The sequence below is a fragment of the Variovorax sp. P4_B10 genome (genome assembly GCF_056402375.1).
Genome location: NZ_JBFUHN010000018.1, coordinates 14816 through 38464, shown reverse-complemented (window position 1 = coordinate 38464; position 23649 = coordinate 14816). Strand labels below are relative to the sequence as shown.

Sequence of the window (23649 nt, the reverse complement as noted above, 5' to 3'; positions counted from 1 at the left end):
ACGGCCGCCTTATGAACATCGTCGACTCCTTCGCCAATGTCGCCCGCTTCGTCGACATCCGGCGCGACATCCACGCCCACCCCGAACTCGGCTTCGAAGAGCACCGCACCTCCGAGAAGGTCGCGAACCTGCTCACTGAATGGGGCATCGAGGTGCACCGCGGCATCGCCGGCACCGGCCTGGTCGGCGTGCTGCGCAAGGGCAAGGGCTCGCGCACCATCGGCCTGCGCGCCGACATGGACGCGCTGCCGCTGCACGAGGCCAATGACTTCGCCCACAAGTCGACCAACCCAGGCCGCATGCACGCCTGCGGGCACGACGGCCACACCACCATGCTGCTGGCCGCCGCATGGCATCTGTCGCAGCAAGGGCCCGACGATTTCGACGGCACCGTGCATTTCATCTTCCAGCCCGCCGAGGAGATGGGCAAGGCCGGCGCGAAGAAGATGATCCAGGACGGCCTGTTCGAGCGCTTCCCGTGCGACGCGGTGTTCGGGCTGCACAACTTCCCCGTCGGCGATGTGGGCCGCTTCGCGCTCAACGAAGGCGCGCTGATGGCGTCGAGCAACACCTACAGGATCACGCTGCACGGCCGCGGCACGCATGCCTCGATGCCGCACACCGGCATCGACCCGGTGGCGGCGGTGGTCACGCTGGCGCAGCAGCTGCAGACCATCGTGCCGCGCACCATTCCGAGCACCGAGCGCGCGCTGCTCGCGGTCACGCAGCTGCAAGGCTCCGATGCACCGAACGTGATTCCCGATGTGGCGACGGTCGGTGGCACGATCCGCACCTTTTCCATCGAGGCCATCGACAAGATCGAGGCACGCCTGCGCGAGGTGGCTGCGGGCGTGGCGGCGGCGCACGGCTGCACGGCCGAGGTGTACTTCAACCGCTCCTCGCCGCCGACCGTGAACCATCCAGCCGAAGCACGCTTTGCCGCCGGCGTGATGCGCGAAGTGGTGGGCGACGACATGGTCACCGACAACTTCCCTGCCGTGATGGGGGCCGAAGACTTCGCCCACATGCTGCTCGCGCGGCCCGGCTGCTATGCCTTCCTCGGCAATGGCGACGGCGACCACCGGCTCGATGGCCACGGGCCCGGCCCTTGCATCATCCACAACACCTCGTTCGACTTCAACGACGAGATCATCCCGATCGGTGCCAGCTACTTCGTGAAGCTGGTGCAGCGCTGGCTGCCGTCGGGGCCCTGAATTTTTCACTGTTGACGATGACGAAGAAAGTGGCCACCCCGATGACCTCCACCCTGCTCACCCGACGCGCACTGACCGCGCTTGCAGCCGCGACGGTGCTCGGCGCCATCGCACCGGCCTACGCGCAGCAACGCGTGATCCACATCATTGTGCCCTTCGGCACCGGCGCCGTGCAGGACACGGTGGCACGCGCCTTCAACGCCGAGCTGGGCGCGGCGCTCAATGCCAGCGCCATCGTCGAGAACCGTGCGGGCGCGGGCGGCACCGTGGGCGCGGCCCTCGTGGCGCGCGCACCGGCCGACGGCAACACGCTGGTGCTGGCGGCCGCGAGCCACAACATCGCGGGCTTTCTGTACAACAAGCTGAGCTACGACCCGCTGAAGGATTTCGTCGGCGTGGCCAACGTCGGCAATGCGGGCTATGTGCTGGCGGTGGCCAGCGGCCTCAATGTGTCGAGCACGGCCGACTTCATCAAGGAGGTCAAGGCCAACCCCGGCAAGTACAACTACGCCTCAGCCGGCAACGGCAGCGCCACGCACCTTGCAATGGCGTCCTTCCTCGCGAAGGCCGGGCTGCAGATGACGCACATCCCGACCAAGTCGACCGGCGAGGCCGTCAACGAGGTGCTCGCGGGCCGCGTGCAGGCCGTGATCTCGTCGAGCATCGGCGTGATCGGCTTCCAGGACGACGCGCGCATCAAGCTGCTCGCCTCCACCGGCCAAACGCGCAGCCCCTTCCTGCCGAAGCTGCCGACCGTGGCCGAAAGCGGCCTGCCGGGCTATGCCTTCGATTCGTGGATCGGCCTGCTCGCACCGGCCGGCACGCCCAAGGCCGAGGTCGAGCGGATCAACGTCGCGGCCAACAAGGTGCTGGCCGATCCCGCGATCCAGGAGCGCTTCAAGCGCCTGGGCGTGGAGCCGCGCAGCCAGAGTGCGGAGGAGTTCCAGAAGCTGCTGCGCGCGGATTGGGATGCGATGGGGGTGGTGGTGAAGGCGTCGGGCGCGAAGATCGACTGAGGCATCAGGGCGGCCGGCCGGCCGTTCGAATACCGGCCGGTCACGCCGCTATTCCTTTCGGTTGCAGGGCAAACACCGATGAAATAAGCGGGGGAATTCAGCGCGGGCATCTTGACGATATATTGTTAATATATTTAAAGTCCACCCTTCCACACAGCACATCCCAGGAGCGATCACGTGAGCAATCCCCGCTGGCAAGGCATCTTCCCCGCCATCACCACCAAGTTCCACGCCGACGAAAGCATCGACGCCGAGGGCACCGCCCGCCACATCGACTTCCAGATCCGCAACGGCATCCACGGCCTGGTCACCTGCGGCTCGCTCGGCGAAGCCAGCACGCTGACGCTGGAAGAAAAGCTCCAGGTCGCCAAGATCGCCCTGAAAGCCGCCGATGGGCGCATCCCGGTGCTGGCCAATGTGTCGGAGACCAGCACGCGCGAAGCCTTGCGCTACGTGGACGGGGCCAACAAGCTCGGCGTGGCCGGCTTCATGGTGATGCCCTCGGTGATCTACGTGGCCGATGCGCGCGAAGCCATGCTGAATGTGCGCACCATCGCCAATGCCGCTCAGAAGCCGATCATGGTCTACAACAACCCGGTGGCCTACCGCGTGGACCTGAAGCCCGAGCACATGGTGGCGCTGGCGGATTGCGAATGGATCGCGGCCATCAAGGAGAGCACCGACAACATCCGCCGCATCACGGACCTGCGCAACACGGTGGGCGATCGCTACCAGCTGTTCCTGGGSGTGGACGACCTGGCCTACGAAGGCCTGGCGCTGGGCGCCGACGGCCTGCTGGCCGGYGTGGGCTGCGCCTTCCCGCGCGAGACGGTGGCGCTGTACGACCTGATGAAGGCGGGCAAATTCGCCGAGGCGCTGAAGCTCTACCAGTGGATGACGCCGATGCTGCACCTGGAYGTGTCGACCAAGCTGGTGCAGAACCTGAAGCTCATCGACGTGCTGGTSGGCGTGGGCTCCGAGCACATGCGCCGTCCGCGCCTGCCGCTGATCGGCGAGGAGCGCGCCTTCATCGAAGCGGTCGTCAGGAAGGCGCTCGCCACGCGGCCTGCGCAGTACCAGTCGGTCGTGTAATAACCGCTCTTTTCATTGTCCCCAACCTAGGAAGAAGCATGAAGACAAAAGCAAGCATGGTTCCCTTTTTCAGTCTCGTCGGACTCGTGGCCCTCGCCGTTGCAGGCCAGGCGCATGCGCAGGAGCAGGTGGTCAAGATCGGCCACAGCGGTCCTCTCTCGGGCCCCAACGCCTTCGCGGGCAAGGACAATGAAAACGGCGTGCGCCTCGCCGTCGAGGAACTCAATGCCAGGAAGATCACCGTCGGCGGCAAGACGCTCAAGTTCGTGCTGGTGTCGGAAGACGACCAGTGCGATGCCAAGACCGGCGTGAGCGTGGCGCAGAAATTCGTGGACGACGGCGTCAAGTTCGTCATGGGGCCGTACTGCTCGGGCGTGGCCATTCCGGCCTCGCGCATCTACAGCGATGGCGGCACCATGGTCTCCACCGTGGGCACCAACCCGAAGGTCACGCAAGGCGGCTACAAGAACCTGTACCGCATCATCGCGAGCGACAACCAGATCGGATCCAGCATGGCGGTGTACGCAGCCAAGGTGCTCAAGGTCACCAAGGTTGGCGTGATCGACGACCGCACCGCCTTCGGCCAGGGCCTCGCGGAAGAGTTCACCAAGGAAGCGAAGAAGCAGGGCCTCACGGTGGTCGGGCAGGAGTTCACCACCGACAAGGCCGTGGACTTCACCGCCATCCTGACCAACATGAAGGCCAAGGCGCCCGAAGCGATCTTCTTCGGCGGCTATGCGCCGCAGGCCGCACCCATGGCGCGCCAGATGAAGCAGCTCGCCGTGCCCGGCAAGCTGCTGGGCGGCGACACCGTCTGCAGCCCGGCCACCGGCAAGCTCGGCGGCGATGCCGTCAACGACCTGGTGTTCTGTGCGCAAGGCGGCTCCATCCTCGAGAAGGCGCAGAGCGGCCCGGCCTTCAAGGCGAAGTTCAAGACGCGCTTCAACGCCGATGCCGATGCGTACGCCGCCTCGTACTACGACCAGGTGCTGTTCATCGGCGAGTCGATGCAGAAGGCCAACTCCATCGACCCCGACAAGGTGGGCGCCGAGCTCTACAAGACGACCTACAAGGGCGTGGCCGCCACCTACAGCTACGACGACAAGGGCAACATGAAGCAGGCGCCGATCACGGTGTTCACCTTCAAGAACGCAGCCCCTGTTCCCCTGGCCAGCTACTGAGTCCGAAGACATGCAACGCATCCAGATCGTCGATTCGCACACGGGCGGCGAGCCCACGCGCCTTGTGATCGGCGGGTTTCCCGATCTGGGCAGCGGCAGCATGGCCGAGCGCCGCGCGCTGCTGGCCGAACGGCACGACAAATGGCGCGCGGCCACCGTGCTGGAGCCGCGCGGCAGCGACGTCGTGGTCGGCGCGCTGCTGTGCGAGCCGGTGTCGCCCGATGCCGCCGCGGGCGTGATCTTCTTCAACAACGCCGGCTACATCGGCATGTGCGGCCACGGCACCATCGGGCTGGTCGCAAGCCTCGCGCACATCGGGCGCATCGGCGTGGGCGAGCACCGGATCGAGACGCCCGTGGGCACGGTCACGACCACGCTGCATGCCGATGGCTCGGTGAGCGTGCGCAACGTGCCGGCCCATCGGCATCTGCACCAGGTGGCAGTGGAAATGCCCGGCCATGGCACCGTGCACGGCGACGTGGCCTGGGGCGGCAACTGGTTCTTCCTGGTGAGCGAACACGGCCAGCGCGTGGCGAGCGACAACCTCGCAGCGCTGACCGGCTACACCGCCGCATTGCGCCGCGCGCTGGCGGCGCAGGGCATCACGGGCGCCGGGGGCGCGGAGATCGACCACATCGAACTCTTCGCCAACGACAGCGAAGGCGCGGACAGCCGCAACTTCGTGCTGTGCCCCGGCAACGCCTACGACCGCTCGCCGTGCGGCACCGGCACCAGCGCCAAGATCGCCTGCCTCGCGGCCGACGGCAAGCTCGCGCCGGGCGAGGTGTGGACGCAGGCCAGCGTGATCGGCAGCCGCTTCGAAGCCAGCTACGCGATCGAAGACGGCAAGGTCATTCCGACCCTGCGCGGCCGCGCGCACATCAGCGCCGAAGCCACGCTGCTGATCGAAGACGACGATCCTTTCGGGTGGGGAATCCGACCGTAGGCATGGACGCGGACGTCATCGTCATCGGAGCGGGCATCGTCGGTGCCGCCTGCGCGCATGCGCTGGCGCAAGCCGGCCGTCGGGTGCTGGTGCTCGATGCGCGCCTTGGCGGCGCCACCGGGGCCGGCATGGGGCACCTCGTGGTGATGGACGACAACCCCGCCGAGCTCGCGCTGAGCCGCGATTCGACAGCGCGATGGCGCGCGCTCGCGCCGCACATGGGCCAGGACTGCGCGTACAGCGCCTGCGGCACGCTCTGGATCGCCGCGAACGAAGAAGAAATGGCCGAGGCCGAGCGCAAGCAGCAGCGGCTGCGCGAGCACGGCATCGAAAGTCGCCTGCTCGATGCGGCCACGCTGGCACGTGCCGAGCCCGCATTGCGCAAAGGCCTGGCGGGTGCGCTCGAAGTGCCGGGCGACGGCATCCTCTATGCGCCGAATGCGGCGCGCTGGCTGCTCGGCCAGGGCGGGGATTCGATCCGCGTCGAGCACGCGAAGGTCGATGCGATCGAAGACGACGGCACGCTGCGGCTCGCGGACGGCAGCCGGCGCAACGCCCCGCAGACCCTGCTGGCCAATGGCATCGAGGCGACGACGCTCTGCCCCGAACTTCCTATTCGCCCGAAGAAAGGCCACCTGCTGATCACCGACCGCTATCCGGGCACGGTGCATCACCAGCTCGTCGAGCTCGGCTACGTGACCAGCGCACACCACAGCGACGGCGACTCGGTCGCGTTCAACGTGCAGCCGCGGCCGACGGGGCAACTGCTGATCGGCTCTTCGCGCCAGTTCGACACGACCGATCCTGCCGTCGAAGCGCCGATGCTCGCGCGCATGCTGCAGCGCACGCTGGACTACCTGCCGGGGCTCGCGAACCTCAACGCCGTTCGTTCGTGGACTGGCATGCGTGCCGCGACGCCCGATGGACTGCCCTTGCTCGGTAAGCACCCGTGGCGCGACAGGCTCTGGCTCGCCGTCGGCCACGAAGGCCTGGGCGTGACCACCGCGCCGGGCAGCGCGCACCTGCTCGCGGCGCTGATGACCGGTGCCGTACCCGAATTCGACGCGGCGCCGTATGCGCCGCGCGGCCTGCTGGAGACGGCATGAGCGGCCATACCCTGCTGCACATCGACGGCAACCTGGTCCGCGTGAAAACCGGCAGCTCGGTCGCCGCCGCGCTGCGCGTGGCCGGCGGCATGGGCGTGGCCCGCACCTCCGTCACCGGACAGGCGCGCGCGCCCTTCTGCGGCATGGGCGTCTGCCAGGAATGCCGCGTGCTGATCGACGGCCGGCGCAGGCTCGCCTGCCAGACCGTCTGCGCCGAAGGCATGCGCGTGGAGACCTCCGAGTGACTGGCATGACGCTGGAACATTGCGACCTGCTGATCGTCGGCGCGGGTCCTGCCGGCATGGCCGCGGCGGTGGCGGCCGCGCCCAGCGGCGCATCGATCGTCGTGATCGACGACAACCCCGCGCCCGGCGGACAGATCTGGCGCGACGGTCCCGGCGCAACGCTGCCGCCGGCCGCGCGCAAGTGGCGCGGCGCGCTCGAACGCCAYGCCAACATCCGCGTGTGCAGCGGCACGCGCGTCGTCGCGGCGCTCTCGCGCAACGAACTGCTGCTGGAAGACGCCGAACGCGGCTGGCGCCTGCAGTGGAAGAAACTGATCCTCTGCACCGGCGCACGCGAGCTGCTGCTGCCCTTCCCGGGCTGGACGCTGCCCGGCGTGACGGGGGCAGGCGGCTTGCAGGCGCTCATCAAGGCGGGCTTGCCCGTCGAAGGCGAGCGCATCGTGATCGCGGGCAGCGGGCCTCTGCTGCTCGCCGCCGCGGCGACTGCGCGTGCGGCGGGCGCGAAGGTCGTGCGCGTCGCGGAGCAAGCCACGTTCGCGGCGGTCGCGGGTTTCGCTGCGAGTCTCTGGCGCTGGCCGGGCAAGGCCGCGCAATCTGTGACGCTGGCCGATCCTCAGTACCGCACCGCGTCGCGCATCGTGTCGGCGCAGGGCAGCACGCAGGTCGAGTCGGTCCGACTTCTGCAAGGTGATCGCGAGATGGAGATCGCGTGCGACCGCGTGGCCTGCGGCTTCGGCCTCACGCCCAACACGCAGCTCGGCCGCATGCTCGGCTGCGCCCTCACACCCGAAGGCGCCGGCGCGCAGGCACTGGCGGTCGATACACGCCAGCTCACCAGCCTGCCCGACATCTACGCAGCCGGCGAATGCACCGGCTTCGGCGGCAGCGAGCGCGCCCTCGCGCAGGGCACCATCGCTGGCTACGCAGCCATCGGTAACGAACGCGCAGCGAAGCAGCACGAAAACGAGCGCGCCCGCTGGGATGCCTTCGCCGCACAGCTGCACCGCAGCTTCGCGCTGTCCCCCGAAATCCGCCAGATGCCCCAGCCCGACACCCTCGTGTGCCGCTGCGAAGACGTGCCCTTCTCCGCGCTCGCGGACTGCACCGGCTGGACCGACGCCAAGCTCCATCGCCGCTGCGGCATGGGCGCCTGCCAGGGCCGCGTGTGCGGCGATGCGGCGCAGTTCCTCTTCGGCTGGACGCCGCCCGCGCCCCGCCCGCCGCTGTTGCCGGTGCGCATCGCGACACTGGCCGGTCTCGCGAGCCCCGATACGGGCCGACAATGAGGCCCAAGCAGAAGAAGAAACCCATGGCCGCCCCGAAGACCGCTCCCCGCCCCCCGCCCAAGCGCCGCGCCGCCGACGTGGCCTACGACGCCATCGAGACGCTGCTCTCCACCATGCAGCTGGAGCCCGGCAGCCAGATCGTCGAAGCCGACCTCGCCGAGCGCACCGGCCTCGGCCGCACGCCGGTGCGCGAGGCGCTGATGCGCATGGTGTCGATCGGGCTCATCGTGCAGCAGCCGCGCCGCGGCCTCCTGGTGTCGGCCATCGACCTGGCCGACCACCTCGACGTGATCCAGACCCGGCGCGTGCTCGAGCGGCTGATCGCGGCCTGCTCGGCGCGCCGCGCGACCGCGCTGCAGCGCAAGGAAATCGTGCGCTGCGCCGAGCTGATGGTCGAGGCCGCGGGCCGCGGCGACCTGACCGACTACATGCGCGCCGACCACGCGCTCGACCTCGTCAACCACCAGGCGAGCCACAACGATTCGGCCGTGAAGGCGGTGATCCCGCCCATCGTGCAGTGCCGGCGCTTCTGGTACGCGTACCAGCATGAAGGCGAGATCGTCGAGGGCGCGAATGCACACCTCGAACTCGCGCAGGGCATCGCGACCGGCGACGAGGCGGCGGCAATTGCAGGTGCCGAGCGACTCATGGATTACCTCGAGCTTTTCGCCCGCAAGATCATCGACAAGTAGGCCGAAGGGCCTCGTTCCCTGCACCGGGGAACTACGCGTGATCTGGCGCGGCCTTCCGCGCATACTGGCCCGATGGCCGTCGCACCCCGCGCCCAACCCGAGGACTTCTTCACCCCCGAGGAGTGGCAATCGCTCACCCGCCGCTCGTCGTGGAGAGGCCTGTGGCTGGTGGCGCACTGCTGGGGCGTGATCGGCGCCGCGATGCTCGTGGGCATCGTGTGGCCATGGACCCTTCCGCTCATGGTGCCGGTCGTCGGTGCGCGGCAGCTGGGGCTCTTCATCCTCATGCACGACGCGGCGCACGCAGGCCTGCACCGCAACCGCAAGGTCAACGACTGGGTGGGCCACTGGCTGTGCTCGTACACGCTGCGCGACTACCGGCCCTATCACCTGCAGCACCACCGCTTCGTGCAGCAGACCGAAGACCCGGACCTCGTGCTGTCGGCGCCCTTCCCGATCACGCGCGACTCGATGTGGCGCAAGGTGGTGCGCGACCTGAGCGGCCAGACCTTCTACAAGCAGCGCTTCGGCCACGTCGCCGAGGGCATCCGTCACCGCGCACCGGGCGAGCCGGCCTTCAGGGCGTTCGGCCGCGAGATCGCGAAAGACAAGCGCTTCCTGATCGGCAACGGACTCGGCTTGCTGGCCTTCGCACTGGCGGGCTGCTGGTGGGCGTGGGTGCTGATGTGGCTGCTGCCCATGGCGACCTGGCTGCCGCTCGTGAGCCGCGTGCGCAACATCGCCGAGCATGCGCTGGTGGCGCAGAACGAGGCCGATCCGCTGCGCCAGGCGCGCACCACGCACGCGGGCTGGATCGAACGCCTCCTGGTGGCGCCCTACTGGGTCAACTACCACTGCGAACACCACATGTTCACCAACCTGCCCTGCTGGGCGCTGCCCAAGGCGCACCGCCTGCTGCAGCGCCGGGGCGCGACCGCGCGGATGGAAGTGCAGCCCGGCTACCTGAGCCTGCTGAAGCAGGCAACGGCGGCGCAGCCTGCCTGACCCACCAACTAACGCGTCGCGGGCCTCGCCAGCACCGGTGGCTGCGCGCCGCGCTGCGCATGCTGGCTGAGCCAGATGCTCGCGATCACGATGCCGATGCCCACGACCTGCAGCACCGACAGGCGCTGCCCCAGCAGCGCCCAGCCGAGGATCACGGCCGTGACCGGGCTCAGGAAAGCCAGCGGCGCGATCGCCGAGGGCTCCAGCCGGGCCACGCCGCGGAACCAGACGATGTAGGTCAGCGCGGCGCCGACCAGGCCGAGCCAGGCGAAGCCGATCCAGTTCGCGGCGGTGAGCGCGGGCAGCGGCGGCTCCAGCAGCAGCGCCACCGGCAGCAGCAGCAGGCCGCCCGCGGTCAATTGCCACGCCGTGAAAGTCAGCGCGGAAACCGGCGGCTGCCAGCGGCGGCTGAGCACCGTGCCGAAGGCCATCGACACCGCGGCGGCAATGGCCGCGGCGATGCCGATCGCGTCCAGCGCGGCGTTGGGCGTCAGCACCAGCAGCGCGACCCCGCCGATCCCGACCACCGCCGCAGCGACCGACAAGGCGCGCACGGGCGAGCCCAGGAAGAAGCTCGCGAGGAACACCACGAGCAGCGGCTGCACCGAGGTGATCGTCGCCGCGACACCGCCCGGCAGGCGGTAGGCCGCGAGGAACAGCATGGCCCAGAGGATCGAGAAGTTCAGCGCCCCCAGCACGAAGATGCGTCCCCACCACGCCCGCTCGGGCAGCTGGCGGACGATCAGGAGCAGCAGCAACCCCGCCGGCAGCGCGCGCAGCAGCGCGACCGTCAGCGGGTAGTTCGCCGGCAGGAGTTCGGTGGTGACGATGTAGGTGCTGCCCCAGATGGCGGGCGCGGCCGCGGTGAGGAGGATGTCGGTGGTGCGGCGGCTGGTCATGGACTGAATCTAGTCAGTTGACCGTTGGTTGTGAATGTTCGAATAATGAATTGATCATCTACCAATGGTTGTTAATTCAGGATGGACCATCTCACCGCCCTCAAGGTCTTCCGCACCGCCGCGGGCATCGGCAGCTTCGCCGGTGCCGCGCGGCAGATGGGGCTTTCCGCCGCGGCCGTCAGCAAGAACATCGCGGAGCTGGAGGCGCACCTCAAGGTGCGGCTCATCAACCGCACCACGCGCAGCATGAGCCTGACGGAAGCAGGCACGGCGTACCACGAGCGCCTGTCGCGCATCCTCGACGCGCTTGCCGAAGCCGATGCCGCGCTCGCCCCGATGGGCGCCAGTCCGAGCGGCGTGCTGCGCGTCAGCGCGCCGCTGACCTTTGCGCTCACCTGCATCTCGCCGGACATCCCGGCCTTCATGAACCGCTATCCGAACCTGCGGCTCGAACTGAACCTGCAGGACAGCCGCACGGACCTTATCGGCGAGGGCTACGACCTCGCGATCCGCGGCAGCGACCGCCTCGAGGATTCGAGCCTCGTCGCGCGCGAGCTGATGACCATGGCCCATGTGCTGTGCGGCGCGCCCGGCTACTTCTCCACCGCCGGCCGGCCCGCCGCGCCCGAAGACCTGAAGGCCCACGAGTGCGTGCAGTTCACCCTGTCGGGCCACGCGAACAAGTGGACCTTCACCCGTGCCGGGCGCAGCGTGGCGGTGCCCATCGACGGACGCTACAAGGTCAGCTCCAGCATCGCCGTGCGCGATGCGGTGCTCGCGGGCTTCGGTGTGAGCCTGATCCCGCGCATCTACGTCGAAGAGGAACTGGCGTCGGGGCGTCTGCAGGCGGTGCTCGAAGACTGGGAGGCGGACAGGACGCCTGTCTACGCGGTCTACCCCTCGCGTCACTTGACGGCCAAGACGCGCGCCTTCGTCGACTTTTTGGTCGAGCGCTTCTCGGCGCGGCGCCCGTTCAGCAGCGTGCCGACGGGCGTGTAGCGCGCCAGCAGCTGGTAACTCGCGAGCGCCACCAGCGAGGTGGCCGCGATGTTGAGGCCCATCTTCGCGAGCGCGCCGAAGGGGGCGTTGAACAGCAGGATGCCGAAGCCGATGGTGCCGAGCATGTGCACCAGGTACACCCAGTACGAGCTTTGCGAGAGGTAGGCCAGCACGGCGTTCTGGCGCGGCATGTAGCGCACGAAGCCGCCGATCAGCGCCAGGCTCCAGAGCCACGAGGCCGCGTTGTAGACGAAGGCGATCCAGAACTCGGGGTGCGGCAGGTGATGCAGGCCCTTGCCGCGCAGCGCGCCCAGCAGCATCACGGCCGCAACGAAGAAGACCAGGCCGGCCAGCGCAAGGCCGAGGCTGCGCGCTGCAAAGAGCGCAAGCAGGCGCTCCTGTTCGCGATACAGGTACCCGCCGAACACGAAGAACAGGCCGCTCTGCACCCACTCGGAAAACGGCGGCAGAAAGGAGCCGCTCCCCATCACGATCCCGGACGGATAGAGAGAACCCACCAGCGCCAGCGGCAATGCGAGCACGGCGAAGCCCCAGCGCCGTTCCGCCAGCAGCGTGAAGCCGCGGGCGACCGCATCGCGCAGCCGCGCCGGCACGAAGCGCTGCAGCCGCACGCCGGCCCAGGCCAGCACGCTGAACCAGAACAGCTGGTAGAGGAACCACAGGTGCATGGTGTTGAAGGGCGAACCGCCCGGCTGCCGCGCGGGCGTCAGCGCGGTGTCGAGGCCCGGCACGCCGCGCACCGTCAAATGGATGTAGACCATGGACAGCACGGCGGTCAGCACGAAGAGCGGCGGCCAGAACAATGCGAAGGGCAGCGCGAGCCGCAACCCGCGGTTCTTCAGCATGCCGCCAGCGCCGCGCCGCTCGACCAGCAGCGCGACGAAAAAGCCGGCCAGCACGAAGAACACCGGCATCCGGAAGCTGTGGATGAAGAGCAGCAGCAGGTCGGCCACCGGCGAGGTCTTCGGGTCGCGCCAGGGCAGCGGCGAGACGGTGGTGATGTGGTTGATCGCCACATGCAGCACGATGCCGAGCCACATCATGAGGGCGCGGAGGTTGTCGAGCGCGTGGAGCCTTTGGGGGGTGTTGGCGTTGTTCATGGGGTCACTGTCGGGCCTCACGCAACGTCAGGGTCAAGGGGCCGCGGGGCCGGGCGCCGGACTTTTTTGCTGAAGCACGGCGATGGCCTGCAGCAGGTAGTTGCGCACCGCGGGGCCGACCACGGCGGCGGCCTGCAGCACCGGTTCCGTGGCCATGGCCTTCATCAGCCGCGCGGCCAGTGCCGGGTCGTGGTCGGTGAAGGCGTCGAAGAGCCGCACCCAGGCGAGCGCGATGGCCTGCACCGCATCGTCTTCCGGCGATGCGCCGCGCGCCTGGAGGGCCGCGAGCTCGTTGCCGAGGCGTCGCCATTCGTCTTCGGGCGGCTTGCCCAGGCGCGCGAAGTCTTCGGTGTCCAGGTGGCGCAGCAGCGCGGCCATGCGCACGCCGATGGCCGCGCCGATGTAGTCGATCAGTTCGGCCGGCGGCCCGTCGTCGCGCCGCGCCACCGGCTCGCGCCGGTACATTTCGCCCCAGCGCGCGATGAGGTCGTAGTTGCCGTCCATCCACTGGCCCATGAGGTTCATCCAGCGGAAGGCGAGCGGCTGCACCTCGAGTGCATCGGCGGGCACGCCGCGCGCCATCAGCGCGGACACGTCGGCGATGAGCGGGGGCCACTGGCCGGCCACGGCGTCCCAGTTGGTCATCAGGGACTTGATCTCCGCGGGGCTGAAATAGCGGCCATAGGCGGTCATCTGCTCCAGCGTAGCGAGCCAGTCCTGCATGTCGGGCTGGGCGCCTTCGGCGAGCCGCTCTTCGAGCAAGGCGAGCCGCTCGCGCAGGACCGTGGCCTGGGCGATCTGCTGGTCGAGCGATGCGATCTGCCGCTGGATGATCGTGGGCAGCGCGCCGCTTTCAGCGCCGAGCAGCCCGCCGATCTCCGCCAGCGGCAGCCCGAGCAGCCGCAACGCCTGGATGGCGTGCAGCCGGCCGATGTCGGCGGCGTTGTAGAGCCGGTAGCCGGCGTCCGAGCGCGCCGAGGGGGCGAGCAGGCCGATGGCGTCGTAGTGGTGCAGGGTGCGCACCGTGAGGCCGGTGTGTTTCGCGAGTTCGCCGACCTTGAGCAGCACCGTGCGCCCCCTGCTTTTTATTCGTCGGCCGGCACCGGCTCGGGGCCGGGCCAGCCCAGCAGTTCGGCCAGCCGCTGCACGATCCAGCCGGCCTCGGCCGTCGTCACGCCGGCTTCGGGCGTGGCCAGCCCCGCGTGGATGCGCCGCAGGATCTCGCTTTCGACCGGCACCTCGGTGTGGTGCTGGATCTGCGCGTGGCCCACGAGGTGGTTCGCGAGGTCCTCGCAGATCTCGTAGCGCTCGCGCACCACGCCGATCGGTTCGCACAGGCGCTGGCGCGCATCGCTGTAGACCGCGAAGAACGAGGGCGGGATGAAGATCTGGTTGTCGTCGGACATCGCGGCTTTATAGCTGGCCCAATGACAAAACGCGCCCGGGGGCGCGTTCGTCGTGGCTCCCAGGGAGCCAGAGGGGCTGGATCAGCCGCCCTTCTTGGCGCGCTTGCCAGGGTTCTTCTTGCTGCGCGTTGCGGTGCCGCGTTCCAGGCTGACCTTCTGGCCGCCACCGGTCTTGGGCAGGGCGTAGCCGGGCAGCGGCGTCGGCTTCGGGGTGGCAACGCGTTCGGCTTCGGTACGGAATGTCTTGGGCATGAAAAGCTCGGGTAAAAGTAATGTTCGAACCTGCAATTAGGCCACATCGAGGATTTCATATGCCAATAACCGAAACAGCGGGTGCCGTCGAGCGTCCGCGCTTCGTTTCGGGGTCGCTGCTGCGCCACGTCTGCGTCATGGCCGGCACGGGTGCCATCGGCCTGATCGCGGTGTTCGCGGTCGACCTGATCAACCTGTTCTACATCTCGCTGCTCGGGGAGAAGGCGACGGCCGCGGCGGTCGGTTTCGCGGGCGTGGTGGGGTTCTTTCATACCTCGCTGTGCATCGGCTTGACCATCGGCATCGCGGCGGTGGTGTCGCGCACGGTGGGCGCCGGCCGCGCGGCGGATGCGCGCCGCATCGGCACGTCGAGCCTGGTGCTGATGGCGGCGCTGTCGGTGGTGGTCGGCAGCGGCACGGCCTTCTTCCTGCACCCTGCGCTGCAGGCGCTCGGGGCCGAAGGCGAAACGGCGCGGCTCGCGCAGCGCTACCTCTCGGTGACGGTGCACACGCTGCCCCTGCTGGGCACCGGCATGGCGTGCTCGGCGCTGCTGCGCTCCGTTGGCGATGCGCGGCGCTCGATGACGGTCACGCTGGCTGCGGCCTTCGTGACGGCGGTGCTCGACCCGATCCTGATCTTCGGTTTCGGGCTGGGGCTCGATGGTGCTGCCATCAGCGCGGTGGTCTCGCGCACGGTGCTGGCAGCCATCGGGCTGCATGGCGTGATGGTGAAGCACCGGATGCTCGGGCGCTTCGAAGCGTCACGGCTGGGCGGCGATGCGCGCTCGCTCGCGACGGTCGCGGGGCCGGCGGTGTTGACGAACCTGGCCACGCCCGTGGGCGCCGCCTTCGTCACGCATGCGATCGCGCAGTTCGGCTCGTCGGCCGTGGCGGGCGCGGCCACCATCGACCGGTTGACCCCGGTGGCGTTCGGGCTGGTCTATGCATTGAGCGGCGCGGTCGGGCCGATCCTCGCGCAGAACCTCGGTGCCGGACAGTACCGCCGCGTGCAGGAGGGGTTGCGCGACAGCCTGCTGTTCATGGTGGCCTCGGTGGCCGTCGCCTGGTTGGTGCTGGCGCTCGGCCAGGGCGTGCTGATCCGTGCGTTCTCGGCCGAAGGCCTGGCGGCCGAGCTGATCGCGCTGTTCTGCACGTGGCTGGCGGCGAGCTTCTTCTTCTCGGGCGGGCTGTTCGTGGCCAATGCCTCGTTCAACAACCTCGGCCATCCGCTGCTGTCGACCTTCTTCAACTGGGGGCGCGCCACGCTGGGCACGATTCCGTTCGCCTGGTGGGGCTCGCACCACGGCGCGGCCGGCGTGCTGATCGGACAGGCCGTGGGCTCGTCGATCTTCGGGTTGCTGGCGGTGGTGGTGGCGTTCAGGCTGGCGTCGAAGCTGGCGCGGCAGGAGCCGCTGCAAGGGACTCCCGCGCCGGTGCTCGATGCGCCGCCGGCGGCACCCACCTCGGCGCTGGCCACACCGCAGCCCGCGGTTGCTAGAGCTCCAGCAGCCGCACCTTGACCGACTTGCCCTTGACCCGGCCGTTGCCGAGCTTGTGCGCCGCCTCGGCCGCGATGGCGCGGTCGACCGCCACATAGGTCGAGAATTCGTTGACGTTGATCTTGCCGACCTGGTCCTTGGCGTAGCCGCAGTCGCCCGTGAGCGCACCCAGCACGTCGCCGGCGCGGATCTTTTCCTTGCGCCCGCCGACGATCTGCAGCGTGGCCATCGGCGGTTTCAGCGGTGCGCCCTTGCCGGGCGTGAGCTCGGCCAGTTCGTGCCACTCGGACTCGCGGCCCTGCAGCTGTTCGATCTTTCCGACGCTGCCCATCTCGTTCATGCTCGCGAGGTTCAGCGCGAGCCCTTCGGCGTCGCCCGACTGGCCCACGCGGCCGGTGCGGCCGATGCGGTGGATGTGGATTTCGGAGTCCGGCGTCACGTCGACGTTGATCACCGCTTCGAGGTGCGAGATGTCGAGTCCGCGCGCCGCCACGTCGGTCGCGACCAGCACCGAGCAGCTGCGGTTGGAAAACTGCACCAGCACCTGGTCGCGCTCGCGCTGTTCGAGTTCGCCGAACAGGGCCAGTGCGCTGAAGCCCTGGGCCTGCAGCACTTCGACGAGGTCGCGGCACTGCTGCTTGGTGTTGCAGAAGGCCAGCGTGCTGACGGGGCGGAAATGGTCGAGCAGCAGGCTCACGGTGTGCAGCCGGTCGCTGTCCTTCACCTGGTACCAGCGCTGGCGGATCTTGCTGCCTTCATGCTGTGCCTGCACCGTGATCTGCTGCGGGCTCTTCATGAACTGCTGCGCGAGCTTGGCGATGCCTTCGGGGTAGGTGGCCGAGAACAGCAAGGTCTGGCGTTCCTTCGGGCACTGGCGCGCGACCTTCACGATGTCTTCGAAGAAGCCCATGTCCAGCATGCGGTCGGCTTCGTCGAGCACCAGCGTGTTGAGCGCCGAGAGGTCGAGGTTGCCGCGGTCCAGGTGGTCCATGATGCGGCCGGGCGTGCCGACCACGATGTGCGCGCCGTGCTCCAGGCTCGCGATCTGTCCGCGCAGCGCGACGCCGCCGCAGAGCGTGACCACCTTGATGTTTTCCTCCGCGCGCGCCAGGCGCCGGATTTCGGTCGTGACCTGGTCGGCCAGCTCGCGCGTCGGGCACAGCACCATCGCCTGGATGGCGAAGCGGCGTGCATTGAGGTTGGCGAGCAGCGCGAGCGCAAAGGCGGCGGTCTTGCCGCTGCCGGTCTTGGCCTGGGCGATCAGGTCCTTGCCGAGCAGTGCCGGCGGCAGGGCGGCCGCCTGGATCGGCGTCATCTGCGTGTAGCCGAGCTGCGTGAGGTTGGCCAGCATCTGGGGCGCGAGCGCCAGCGTGGCGAAGCCGTTGTCAGCTGCGGGGCCGCCGGCCGTGGGGTTGGGTGTGGTCATCGTTCAGCAGCCGGGAGGGCCGATAGGCCGGGGATGCGCAAAAAAACAAAAGCCTTGCCGGCGCCTGTTACGAGGCGCCGCAAGGCTTTTCGTCAGTCGCGGATCAGCGGCGGGGTGAGTTGTTGCCGCCGGAGGTCGGCGGCGGGCCGCGACGCTCCAGGTGACGGAAGGTGATGCGACCCTTGGTCAGGTCGTAAGGCGAGAGTTCGAGCGACACCTTGTCACCCGCCAGGATGCGGATGTGGTGCTTGCGCATCTTGCCGCCGCTGTAGGCGATCAGCTGATGGCCGTTGTCGAGCGTCACGCGGTAGCGCGAGTCGGGCAGGACTTCGGTCACTGCGCCGTTCATTTCGATCAGTTCTTCCTTGGGCATGTGTGATTACCTCTGAATTCTCGTTCGATGTGTGTTGGATATGAAGATGGGCGTGATTGTTTCAGCCTGCGCACTGCAAAGCGAGCGGAGCGCGGCGTGGATGGCGTTCGCGCACCCAGCCGAGGCCCTCCGAGACTGCATAGCGTGCGGCGGCGGCGTGGCTGGCAAAGCGCGGCGTGAAACGCATCACGCGGTCGTGCATGCCGCTGCCGTGGCCGGAGCGGATCGAGACGGATGCGGCGAAGTTGCCGTCGTCCTGGTGTCGAATGAGCGGGGAAACAAGGTACTTGCCCACCGCGATACTGTGTTGAATGATGTCCATGAAGCCTTGGCACAGCGCGCGAATATTGGACGCGAAGTGCCTGAAAAATAATTGAAAACGGGCGTGGGCCGGCCGGAACGGCGCGGCGGACGCGCTATTCGCTTCAACAAGAACGAAGGCAGTGGTGGCAATCATGGGCGCCCGGTCTGGCGCTCCAACACACTGTGAAGCCGGCTGAAAGTGAGGGGGCCTGGAAAATCCAAGGGACAGTACAGGTCAGCCGGCGTAATGACGAAGTGCTTCGTCGTGGTATCGAAACGAACCCGCCATTATAGCTTGACGGGCATGACAGTTGCTCGTCTTAAAAGCAAGCCGAGCTGGGATCGCGCTGCAAGGGACGGTCGTTCCTGCAATGTTTGCTATTGAAAATATAGCGCGACATGGTGCTGTCAGGCAGCAAACGGCGATGTCGACGACGAAAGCGCGGCCCGCGACTTGTGGGCTGCGCGCAACATCAGGCCCAGTCCAGCGAGCTGGCAGGCCGCGCCGACCCAGCCCACCGCGCTCACGCCGATGAGGTCGATCACCATGCCGCCCAGCGCCGAGCCAGCCGCGATGCCGAGGTAGATCGCCGAGGCGTTGAGCGACAGCGTCATCGGCGCGCGGTCCGGCGCGAGGCGAATGAGCCGCACCGCCTGTGCCGGGCCGAAGCCCCAGCCCGCGAAACCCCAGAGTGTCGAAAGCCCGACGATCAGCGGCAGCGCCAGGCCGCGCGGCAGCATCTGCGCCGAGAACGAGAGTCCGCCCAGGATCGCGACCAGCATCAGCGCGAAGCCCTGCGCCACGCGGTCGGCACCGAAGCGGTCGGTGGCCCAGCCGCCGGCCGCGGTGCCGAATGCGGCCGCCACCCCGATGGCGCAGAACACGGCGCTCACGCCCTCGGCGCCGAAGCCCAGCGTGCCCGACAGGAACAGCGCGATGTAGGTGTAGAAGCTGAAGCCGCCCGTGGCCCACAGCATGGTGGTCAACAGCGCCGGCAGCACGCCGGGCTCGCGGGCCACCGAGAAGGACGGCGTGCGCGCGGCGGCCGGTGCCGATGCCAGGCCACGCGGCAAACCGATGGCCAGGCCCCAGGTCGCCAGCGCCGCCACCGCGGCGATCAGCAGGTAGGCCGTGCGCCAGCCGCCCCAGCCCGCGATCCAGGCACCCAGCGGCACGCCGAGCGCGACCGCCACCGTGCCGCCGCCGGTCACGATGGCGAGCGCCCGGCCGCGCAGGGCAGGCGACACCATGGCTGCCGCCACCGCGCTCGCGGTCGGCAGGAACACGCCGGCCACCAGGCCCAGTGCGACCCGCGCCAGCGCCAACTGGGCGAATCCCTGCGCCATCGAGGCGGCCAGCGTGAGGCCCGAGAAGGCCGCGAGGCTGGCGATCAACAGGGGCCGCCGGCCGAAGCGCGCGCACAGCGCGGCCATCAGCGGCGAGCCGATGGCGTAGCTCAGCGCGAACAGCAGCACCAACTGCCCGGCGCGCGTGGCGCTCACCTGCAGGTCGGCCGCCAGCGCCGGCAGCAGGCCGGCGACCATGAAGCTTTCGGTGCCGATGGCGAAGGCGCCCAATGCCAGCCAGGCCAGGCCGAGGGGCAGGCGTTCGGCGGGCTGCGGCTGCGGGGCAATGGCGGGATCGGTGTTCATGCGGGACTCCGGTGAGCGTTCTGAGGCCTTCAGAATAGGCTTGCGATTGGCTCTTCAAAAGAACCACAATTGGCGAAGTTCATGGAGCCACTTTTCGAACTCGCCATCCGCCTGCCGGGCGCCGGCTCGCGCGATCTGCTGCGCGAGGTGCACCGGCAGCTGCGCGCCGCCATCCTCGACGGCCGGCTGCAGCCCGGCGCGCGCCTGCCCGCCACGCGCGCGCTCGCACAGCGGCTGGGCGTGTCGCGCAACACCGTGCTCGCGGCTTACGACCTGCTGCTGAGCGAGGGCTATCTGCTGGCGCGCCCCGGCGCCGGCACCTATGTGGCCGACACGCTGCCGCAGTCGCGTCGCGGCCGGGTCGTCAAAGGCGCTTCTGTCCCGCCTTCCCGGCCTGCCCGCCGCGACCCGCGGCTGGTGCCGCTGAACGTGCCGGGCGCCGATCTCGCGCCCACGCTGCAACCCCAGCGCGCACGCGACGACTTCCGCGTCGGCCTGCCCGACACCGGCGCCTTTCCCTTCGACATCTGGCGCCGCCTGTCCGACCGCGCGCTGCGCCGCATCTCGCGCGAGCCGGCCGACTACGCCGACCCACAAGGCCAAGCCGCGCTGCGCGAGGCGATCGCCAAGCATGTGTCGTTCACGCGCGCGGTCGGCTGCACCGCCGACGACATCGTGGTCACGGCCGGCGCGCAGCAGGCCTTCGGGCTGCTCGCGCGCATCCTCGTCGTGCCGGGGCGCACCGTGGTCGCGGTCGAGCAGCTCTTCTATCCTTCGCTGCGCGAGGCCCTGACGGCCGCGGGCGCGAAGGTGGTCACTGTGCCGACCGACGCCGAAGGCCTGTGCGTCGAGCGCCTGCCGCCCGAGGTGCGCGTGATCTGCGTGACGCCCTCGCACCAGTTCCCCACTGGCGTCGTGATGTCGCCGCAGCGGCGCGCGGCGCTGCTGGCCTTTGCGCGGGCGCGCAACGCGGTCGTCATCGAGGACGACTACGACAGCGAATTCCGTTTCGCCGGCCGCCCGCTCGATGCGCTGCAGACGCTCGACCGGGCCGAGTCGGTCTGCTACGTCGGCACTTTCTCGAAGAGCCTGTTCCCCGCACTGCGGCTGGGCTTCGTGGTGGCGCCGCCATGGGCGCGCGCCGCGCTGGTGCGGGCGCGCGAGCTGGCCGACTGGCATGGGCCGGTGCTCGGGCAGGAAGCGCTGGCCGCCTTCATCGCCGAAGGGCACCTCGCGCGCCACATCCGCAAGATGCGCAAGATCTACGGGGCGCGGCGCACCGCGCTGCGCGAGGCGCTGGCGCGGCATGGCGCGGGGCGGCTCGAWGTGATTCCCTCCGACGCGGGGCTGCACCTGTCGGCCTGGCTGCGCACCGGCACGCGCGACCACACCGTGGTCGCGCGCGCTGCCGCAGCCGGCATCACCCTGCCGCCGCTTTCACGCTTCGCGCTGGACCCGCAGGCGCCCGACGCGCCCAATGGCCTCGCGTTCGGCTACGGCCTGATCGGCGAATCGCAGATCGACGGCGCGATCCGGCGGCTCGTGGCGCTGCTCTGAAAGAAGGGGCTTCAACCGATCCCGAGCATCCGCCGGTTCGCGGCCACGTCGACGCCGCCCGCCGCGAAGTCGTCGAAGGCCCGGTCGGCCACGCGGATGATGTGGTCGGCGATGAAGGCCGCGCCTTCGCGCGCGCCGTCCTCGGGATGCTTGATGCAGCACTCCCATTCGAGCACCGCCCAGCCCGGGAAGTCGTATTGCGCCATCTTCGAGAAGATGGCCTTGAAGTTCACTTGCCCGTCGCCCAGTGAGCGGAAGCGCCCTGCCCGGTTGATCCAGCTCTGGAAGCCGCCATACACGCCCTGCTTGCCGGTCGGGTTGAACTCGGCGTCTTTCACGTGAAAGATCTTGATGCGCTCGTGGTAGTGGTCGATGTAGGCGAGGTAGTCGAGCTGCTGCAGCATGAAGTGGCTCGGGTCGTAGAGCAGGCAGGCGCGCGGGTGGTTGTTCACGCGCTCGAGGAACATCTCGTAGCTCACGCCGTCGTGCAGGTCTTCGCCGGGGTGGATCTCGTAGCCCACGTCCACGCCCGCGGCATCGAAGGCATCGAGGATCGGGCGCCAGCGGCGCGCGAGTTCGTCGAAGGCTTCCTCGATCAGTCCCGGCGGGCGTGGCGGCCACGAATAGAGGTACGGCCAGGCGAGCGCGCCCGAGAAGGTCGCATGCGCCGTGAGGCCGAGATTGGCCGAGGCCCTGGCCGCGAAGTGCAACTGCTCCACCGCCCATTGCTGGCGCCGCACCGGGTCGCCGCGCACCTCGGGTGCCGCGAAGCCGTCGAAGCCCGCGTCGTAGGCCGGATGCACCGCGACCAGCTGGCCCTGCAGATGGGTCGAGAGCTCGGTGATCTCCAGCCCGTGCTTCGCCAGCGTGCCCTTGACCTCCTCGCAGTAGGTCTTGCTCCCGGCGGCCTTTTTCAGATCGAACAGGCGTGCATCCCAGCTCGGAATCTGCACGCCCTTGTAGCCCAGGCCGGCCGCCCAGCCGGCGATGGCGTCGAGCGAGTTGAAGGGGGCGGTGTCTCCCGCGAACTGGGCCAGAAAAATGCCCGGGCCCTTGATCGTTTTCATGGCTTGTCTTCCTTATGCGCCGTGGCGGCGTTGAAAGCATACTTGGCGTGTCGTCCGACCCCGTGCGAGAGGCCAACGAGCCACAATGGACTTTCCTTTTCGCACCTCTCGCTCAGTTCGCGCTGACAGTCCCGCGATGACGCAACCCGTTTCCGCCCGGCTCAAGATCGGCCTGTCCGCCTGCTTCTCGCACGCCGACCCGGCTCGATCGCTCTTCACCAACAAGACGCTGCAGTACGTCGAGCAGTCGATCGCCCACTGGCTCATGTCCGCCGGCGCCATGGTCGTGATGGTGCCCTGCCCCACCGGCGAAACCGCGCGCGGCGACACCAAGCTCTCGCACTATGCGGAATGGCTCGACGGCGTGGTGATGCACGGCGGCGCCGACGTCTGGCCCGGCAGCTACGGCGAGGTGCCGCTCAAGGACGCCTGGATCGGCGACCAGATCCGCGACCTGTACGACCTGGCACTGGTCGAAGCCTTCGAGCAGGCCGGCAAGCCCATCTTCGGCGTGTGCCGCGGGCTGCAGCTCATCAACGTCGCCTTCGGCGGCACGCTCTACCAGGACATCGAGGCCCAGCACCCCAACGGGCTGCGCCACCGCGACCCGGTGACCTACGACCAGAACTTCCACCAGATCGAAATCGTGAAGGGCACGCGGCTGTCGAAGCTCTTTCCGCAGGTGGACACGGCGCGCGTCAACAGCATTCACCACCAGGGCATCAAGGGGCTCGCGCCGGGTTTCGAGGTCGAGGCCTGGAGCCTGCCCGACCGCGTGCCCGAGGCCATCCGCCGCCGGTCCGACAAGGGCCGCAGCTACATCGCCGCGACCCAGTGGCACCCCGAATTCCACAAGTACGGCAGCACCGAGACGGTCGACGACTCGCCCATCCTGCATGACTTCCTGTGGGCCTGCGCCACCGCGAAGGTCGCGCCCAAGGCACTGCCGCGCTCCGGCCCCGGCAAGATCCGCGACCGCGCGGCGCGGGTGCTGCGCCAGGCGCTGCTGCGGCGCTGACGGATCAGCGTCGGTCGGAGCGGTTCGTGCTGCCGCTGACGCCGGCGTCGATGGTGCCGAACACCGTGACGCCGCTGCCCGATGACGAGGTGGCGCGGTCACCGCTGCCACCGCTGCCCGCTGGCCCCGTGCCGGCACAGCCCGCCGCCAGGGCGCCCATCGCGATGGCGAGAACTGCTGCAATGAATGGCTTCACGGAAAACTYCAGGCAATGGTGAGACTGCGGCCACTATAGGCCGGCGCTTTTTCGGCCCTGTAACAACACACCCGCCGGCGGCAGGGTTGATTGTTGA

At 68.8% G+C, this 23649-nt stretch carries 25 protein-coding genes; 14 read left to right on the top strand and 11 right to left on the bottom strand.

The genetic code is table 11. The annotated features are described in order from the left end of the window. The first annotated feature begins 11 nt into the window (after positions 1-11). The 10 genes from AC1DXX_RS11255 to AC1DXX_RS11210 all read left to right on the top strand — a co-directional run bounded on the left by AC1DXX_RS11255 (position 12) and on the right by AC1DXX_RS11210 (position 9783). Positions 12-1214, top strand: a complete 1203-nt coding sequence (locus tag AC1DXX_RS11255; protein WP_478134266.1) for a M20 aminoacylase family protein — start codon at positions 12-14, stop codon at positions 1212-1214. Positions 1215-1231: 17 nt separating this feature from the next. Next, entirely contained in the window at positions 1232-2230 is a 999-nt protein-coding gene (locus AC1DXX_RS11250) for a tripartite tricarboxylate transporter substrate-binding protein (RefSeq protein WP_478134265.1), read from the top strand. A 177-nt stretch (positions 2231-2407) separates the two neighbouring features. Next, positions 2408-3322 carry a dihydrodipicolinate synthase family protein gene (locus tag AC1DXX_RS11245; protein ID WP_478134264.1) on the top strand — a complete coding sequence of 305 codons (915 nt, stop codon included), beginning with the start codon at positions 2408-2410 and terminating at the stop codon, positions 3320-3322. A gap of 38 nt (positions 3323-3360) precedes the next feature. After that, a complete protein-coding gene (locus AC1DXX_RS11240) occupies positions 3361-4503 on the top strand; it encodes a branched-chain amino acid ABC transporter substrate-binding protein (protein ID WP_478134263.1) in 1143 nt (380 codons plus the stop codon). 10 nt (positions 4504-4513) lie between these two features. Next, the gene (locus AC1DXX_RS11235) at positions 4514-5449 is read left to right on the top strand and encodes a 4-hydroxyproline epimerase (RefSeq protein WP_478134262.1); all 936 of its coding nucleotides are present in this window, start codon (positions 4514-4516) and stop codon (positions 5447-5449) included. A gap of 2 nt (positions 5450-5451) precedes the next feature. Beyond that, complete coding sequence (locus tag AC1DXX_RS11230) at positions 5452-6555, top strand: NAD(P)/FAD-dependent oxidoreductase (protein ID WP_478134261.1); 1104 nt, start codon at positions 5452-5454, stop codon at positions 6553-6555. After that, positions 6552-6800, top strand: a complete 249-nt coding sequence (locus tag AC1DXX_RS11225; protein ID WP_478134260.1) for a (2Fe-2S)-binding protein — start codon at positions 6552-6554, stop codon at positions 6798-6800. Before AC1DXX_RS11230 ends, AC1DXX_RS11225 begins: the two co-directional genes overlap by 4 nt. 5 nt (positions 6801-6805) lie before the next feature. Continuing rightward, positions 6806-8086, top strand: coding sequence for an FAD-dependent oxidoreductase (locus AC1DXX_RS11220; protein ID WP_478134259.1), 1281 nt, complete (start codon positions 6806-6808; stop codon positions 8084-8086). Beyond that, positions 8083-8778 carry a GntR family transcriptional regulator gene (locus AC1DXX_RS11215; protein ID WP_478134258.1) on the top strand — a complete coding sequence of 232 codons (696 nt, stop codon included), beginning with the start codon at positions 8083-8085 and terminating at the stop codon, positions 8776-8778. Before AC1DXX_RS11220 ends, AC1DXX_RS11215 begins: the two co-directional genes overlap by 4 nt. A gap of 72 nt (positions 8779-8850) precedes the next feature. Continuing rightward, entirely contained in the window at positions 8851-9783 is a 933-nt protein-coding gene (locus AC1DXX_RS11210) for a fatty acid desaturase family protein (protein ID WP_478134257.1), read from the top strand. Between the two features lie 8 nt (positions 9784-9791). On the opposite strand, the gene AC1DXX_RS11205 is transcribed toward AC1DXX_RS11210, so the two are convergent. Continuing rightward, positions 9792-10682, bottom strand: coding sequence for an EamA family transporter (locus AC1DXX_RS11205; protein WP_478134256.1), 891 nt, complete (start codon positions 10680-10682; stop codon positions 9792-9794). A gap of 81 nt (positions 10683-10763) precedes the next feature. Between AC1DXX_RS11205 and AC1DXX_RS11200 the strand changes: the two genes are divergently transcribed. Beyond that, complete coding sequence (locus tag AC1DXX_RS11200) at positions 10764-11681, top strand: LysR family transcriptional regulator (protein ID WP_478134255.1); 918 nt, start codon at positions 10764-10766, stop codon at positions 11679-11681. Here AC1DXX_RS11200 and AC1DXX_RS11195 read toward each other — a convergent pair. The 4 genes from AC1DXX_RS11195 to AC1DXX_RS11180 all read right to left on the bottom strand — a co-directional run bounded on the left by AC1DXX_RS11195 (position 11588) and on the right by AC1DXX_RS11180 (position 14460). Next, complete coding sequence (locus tag AC1DXX_RS11195; RefSeq protein ID WP_478134254.1) at positions 11588-12802, bottom strand: acyltransferase family protein; 1215 nt, start codon at positions 12800-12802, stop codon at positions 11588-11590. The genes AC1DXX_RS11200 and AC1DXX_RS11195 overlap by 94 nt on opposite strands. 33 nt (positions 12803-12835) lie before the next feature. Next, positions 12836-13870, bottom strand: a complete 1035-nt coding sequence (locus AC1DXX_RS11190; RefSeq protein ID WP_478134253.1) for a MerR family transcriptional regulator — start codon at positions 13868-13870, stop codon at positions 12836-12838. A 17-nt stretch (positions 13871-13887) separates the two neighbouring features. Continuing rightward, complete coding sequence (locus AC1DXX_RS11185) at positions 13888-14208, bottom strand: hypothetical protein (RefSeq protein ID WP_478134252.1); 321 nt, start codon at positions 14206-14208, stop codon at positions 13888-13890. An 81-nt stretch (positions 14209-14289) separates the two neighbouring features. Beyond that, the gene (locus AC1DXX_RS11180; protein ID WP_177224862.1) at positions 14290-14460 is read right to left on the bottom strand and encodes a hypothetical protein; all 171 of its coding nucleotides are present in this window, start codon (positions 14458-14460) and stop codon (positions 14290-14292) included. Positions 14461-14519: 59 nt separating this feature from the next. Here AC1DXX_RS11180 and AC1DXX_RS11175 point away from each other — a divergent pair, with 59 nt between their 5' ends. Beyond that, a complete protein-coding gene (locus tag AC1DXX_RS11175; RefSeq protein ID WP_478134251.1) occupies positions 14520-15980 on the top strand; it encodes an MATE family efflux transporter in 1461 nt (486 codons plus the stop codon). On the opposite strand, the gene dbpA is transcribed toward AC1DXX_RS11175, so the two are convergent. The 4 genes from dbpA to AC1DXX_RS11155 form a co-directional block, all read right to left on the bottom strand. Then, entirely contained in the window at positions 15955-17385 is a 1431-nt protein-coding gene (gene dbpA, locus AC1DXX_RS11170; protein ID WP_478134250.1) for an ATP-dependent RNA helicase DbpA, read from the bottom strand. The two genes, AC1DXX_RS11175 and dbpA, sit on opposite strands and share 26 nt — an antisense overlap. A gap of 103 nt (positions 17386-17488) precedes the next feature. After that, a complete protein-coding gene (gene infA, locus AC1DXX_RS11165; protein ID WP_013544282.1) occupies positions 17489-17758 on the bottom strand; it encodes a translation initiation factor IF-1 in 270 nt (89 codons plus the stop codon). Positions 17759-17819: 61 nt separating this feature from the next. Continuing rightward, positions 17820-18080: a hypothetical protein gene (locus AC1DXX_RS11160; RefSeq protein WP_478134307.1), complete on the bottom strand. Its 261-nt coding sequence runs from the start codon at positions 18078-18080 to the stop codon at positions 17820-17822. A gap of 389 nt (positions 18081-18469) precedes the next feature. Beyond that, positions 18470-19714, bottom strand: coding sequence for an MFS transporter (locus AC1DXX_RS11155; RefSeq protein ID WP_478134249.1), 1245 nt, complete (start codon positions 19712-19714; stop codon positions 18470-18472). 81 nt (positions 19715-19795) lie between these two features. On the opposite strand from AC1DXX_RS11155, the gene pdxR reads away from it, so the two are divergent. Further along, positions 19796-21271 (top strand): MocR-like pyridoxine biosynthesis transcription factor PdxR, encoded by a 1476-nt coding sequence (gene pdxR, locus AC1DXX_RS11150; RefSeq protein WP_478134248.1) that lies wholly within the window; start codon positions 19796-19798, stop codon positions 21269-21271. Positions 21272-21282: 11 nt separating this feature from the next. On the opposite strand, the gene AC1DXX_RS11145 is transcribed toward pdxR, so the two are convergent. Then, a complete protein-coding gene (locus AC1DXX_RS11145; RefSeq protein ID WP_478134247.1) occupies positions 21283-22338 on the bottom strand; it encodes a sugar phosphate isomerase/epimerase family protein in 1056 nt (351 codons plus the stop codon). A 136-nt stretch (positions 22339-22474) separates the two neighbouring features. On the opposite strand from AC1DXX_RS11145, the gene AC1DXX_RS11140 reads away from it, so the two are divergent. Further along, positions 22475-23356 (top strand): gamma-glutamyl-gamma-aminobutyrate hydrolase family protein, encoded by an 882-nt coding sequence (locus tag AC1DXX_RS11140; RefSeq protein ID WP_478134246.1) that lies wholly within the window; start codon positions 22475-22477, stop codon positions 23354-23356. 4 nt (positions 23357-23360) lie between these two features. Here AC1DXX_RS11140 and AC1DXX_RS11135 read toward each other — a convergent pair whose 3' ends face one another. Continuing rightward, positions 23361-23552 (bottom strand): hypothetical protein, encoded by a 192-nt coding sequence (locus tag AC1DXX_RS11135; protein WP_478134245.1) that lies wholly within the window; start codon positions 23550-23552, stop codon positions 23361-23363. Positions 23553-23649 lie beyond the last annotated feature (97 nt).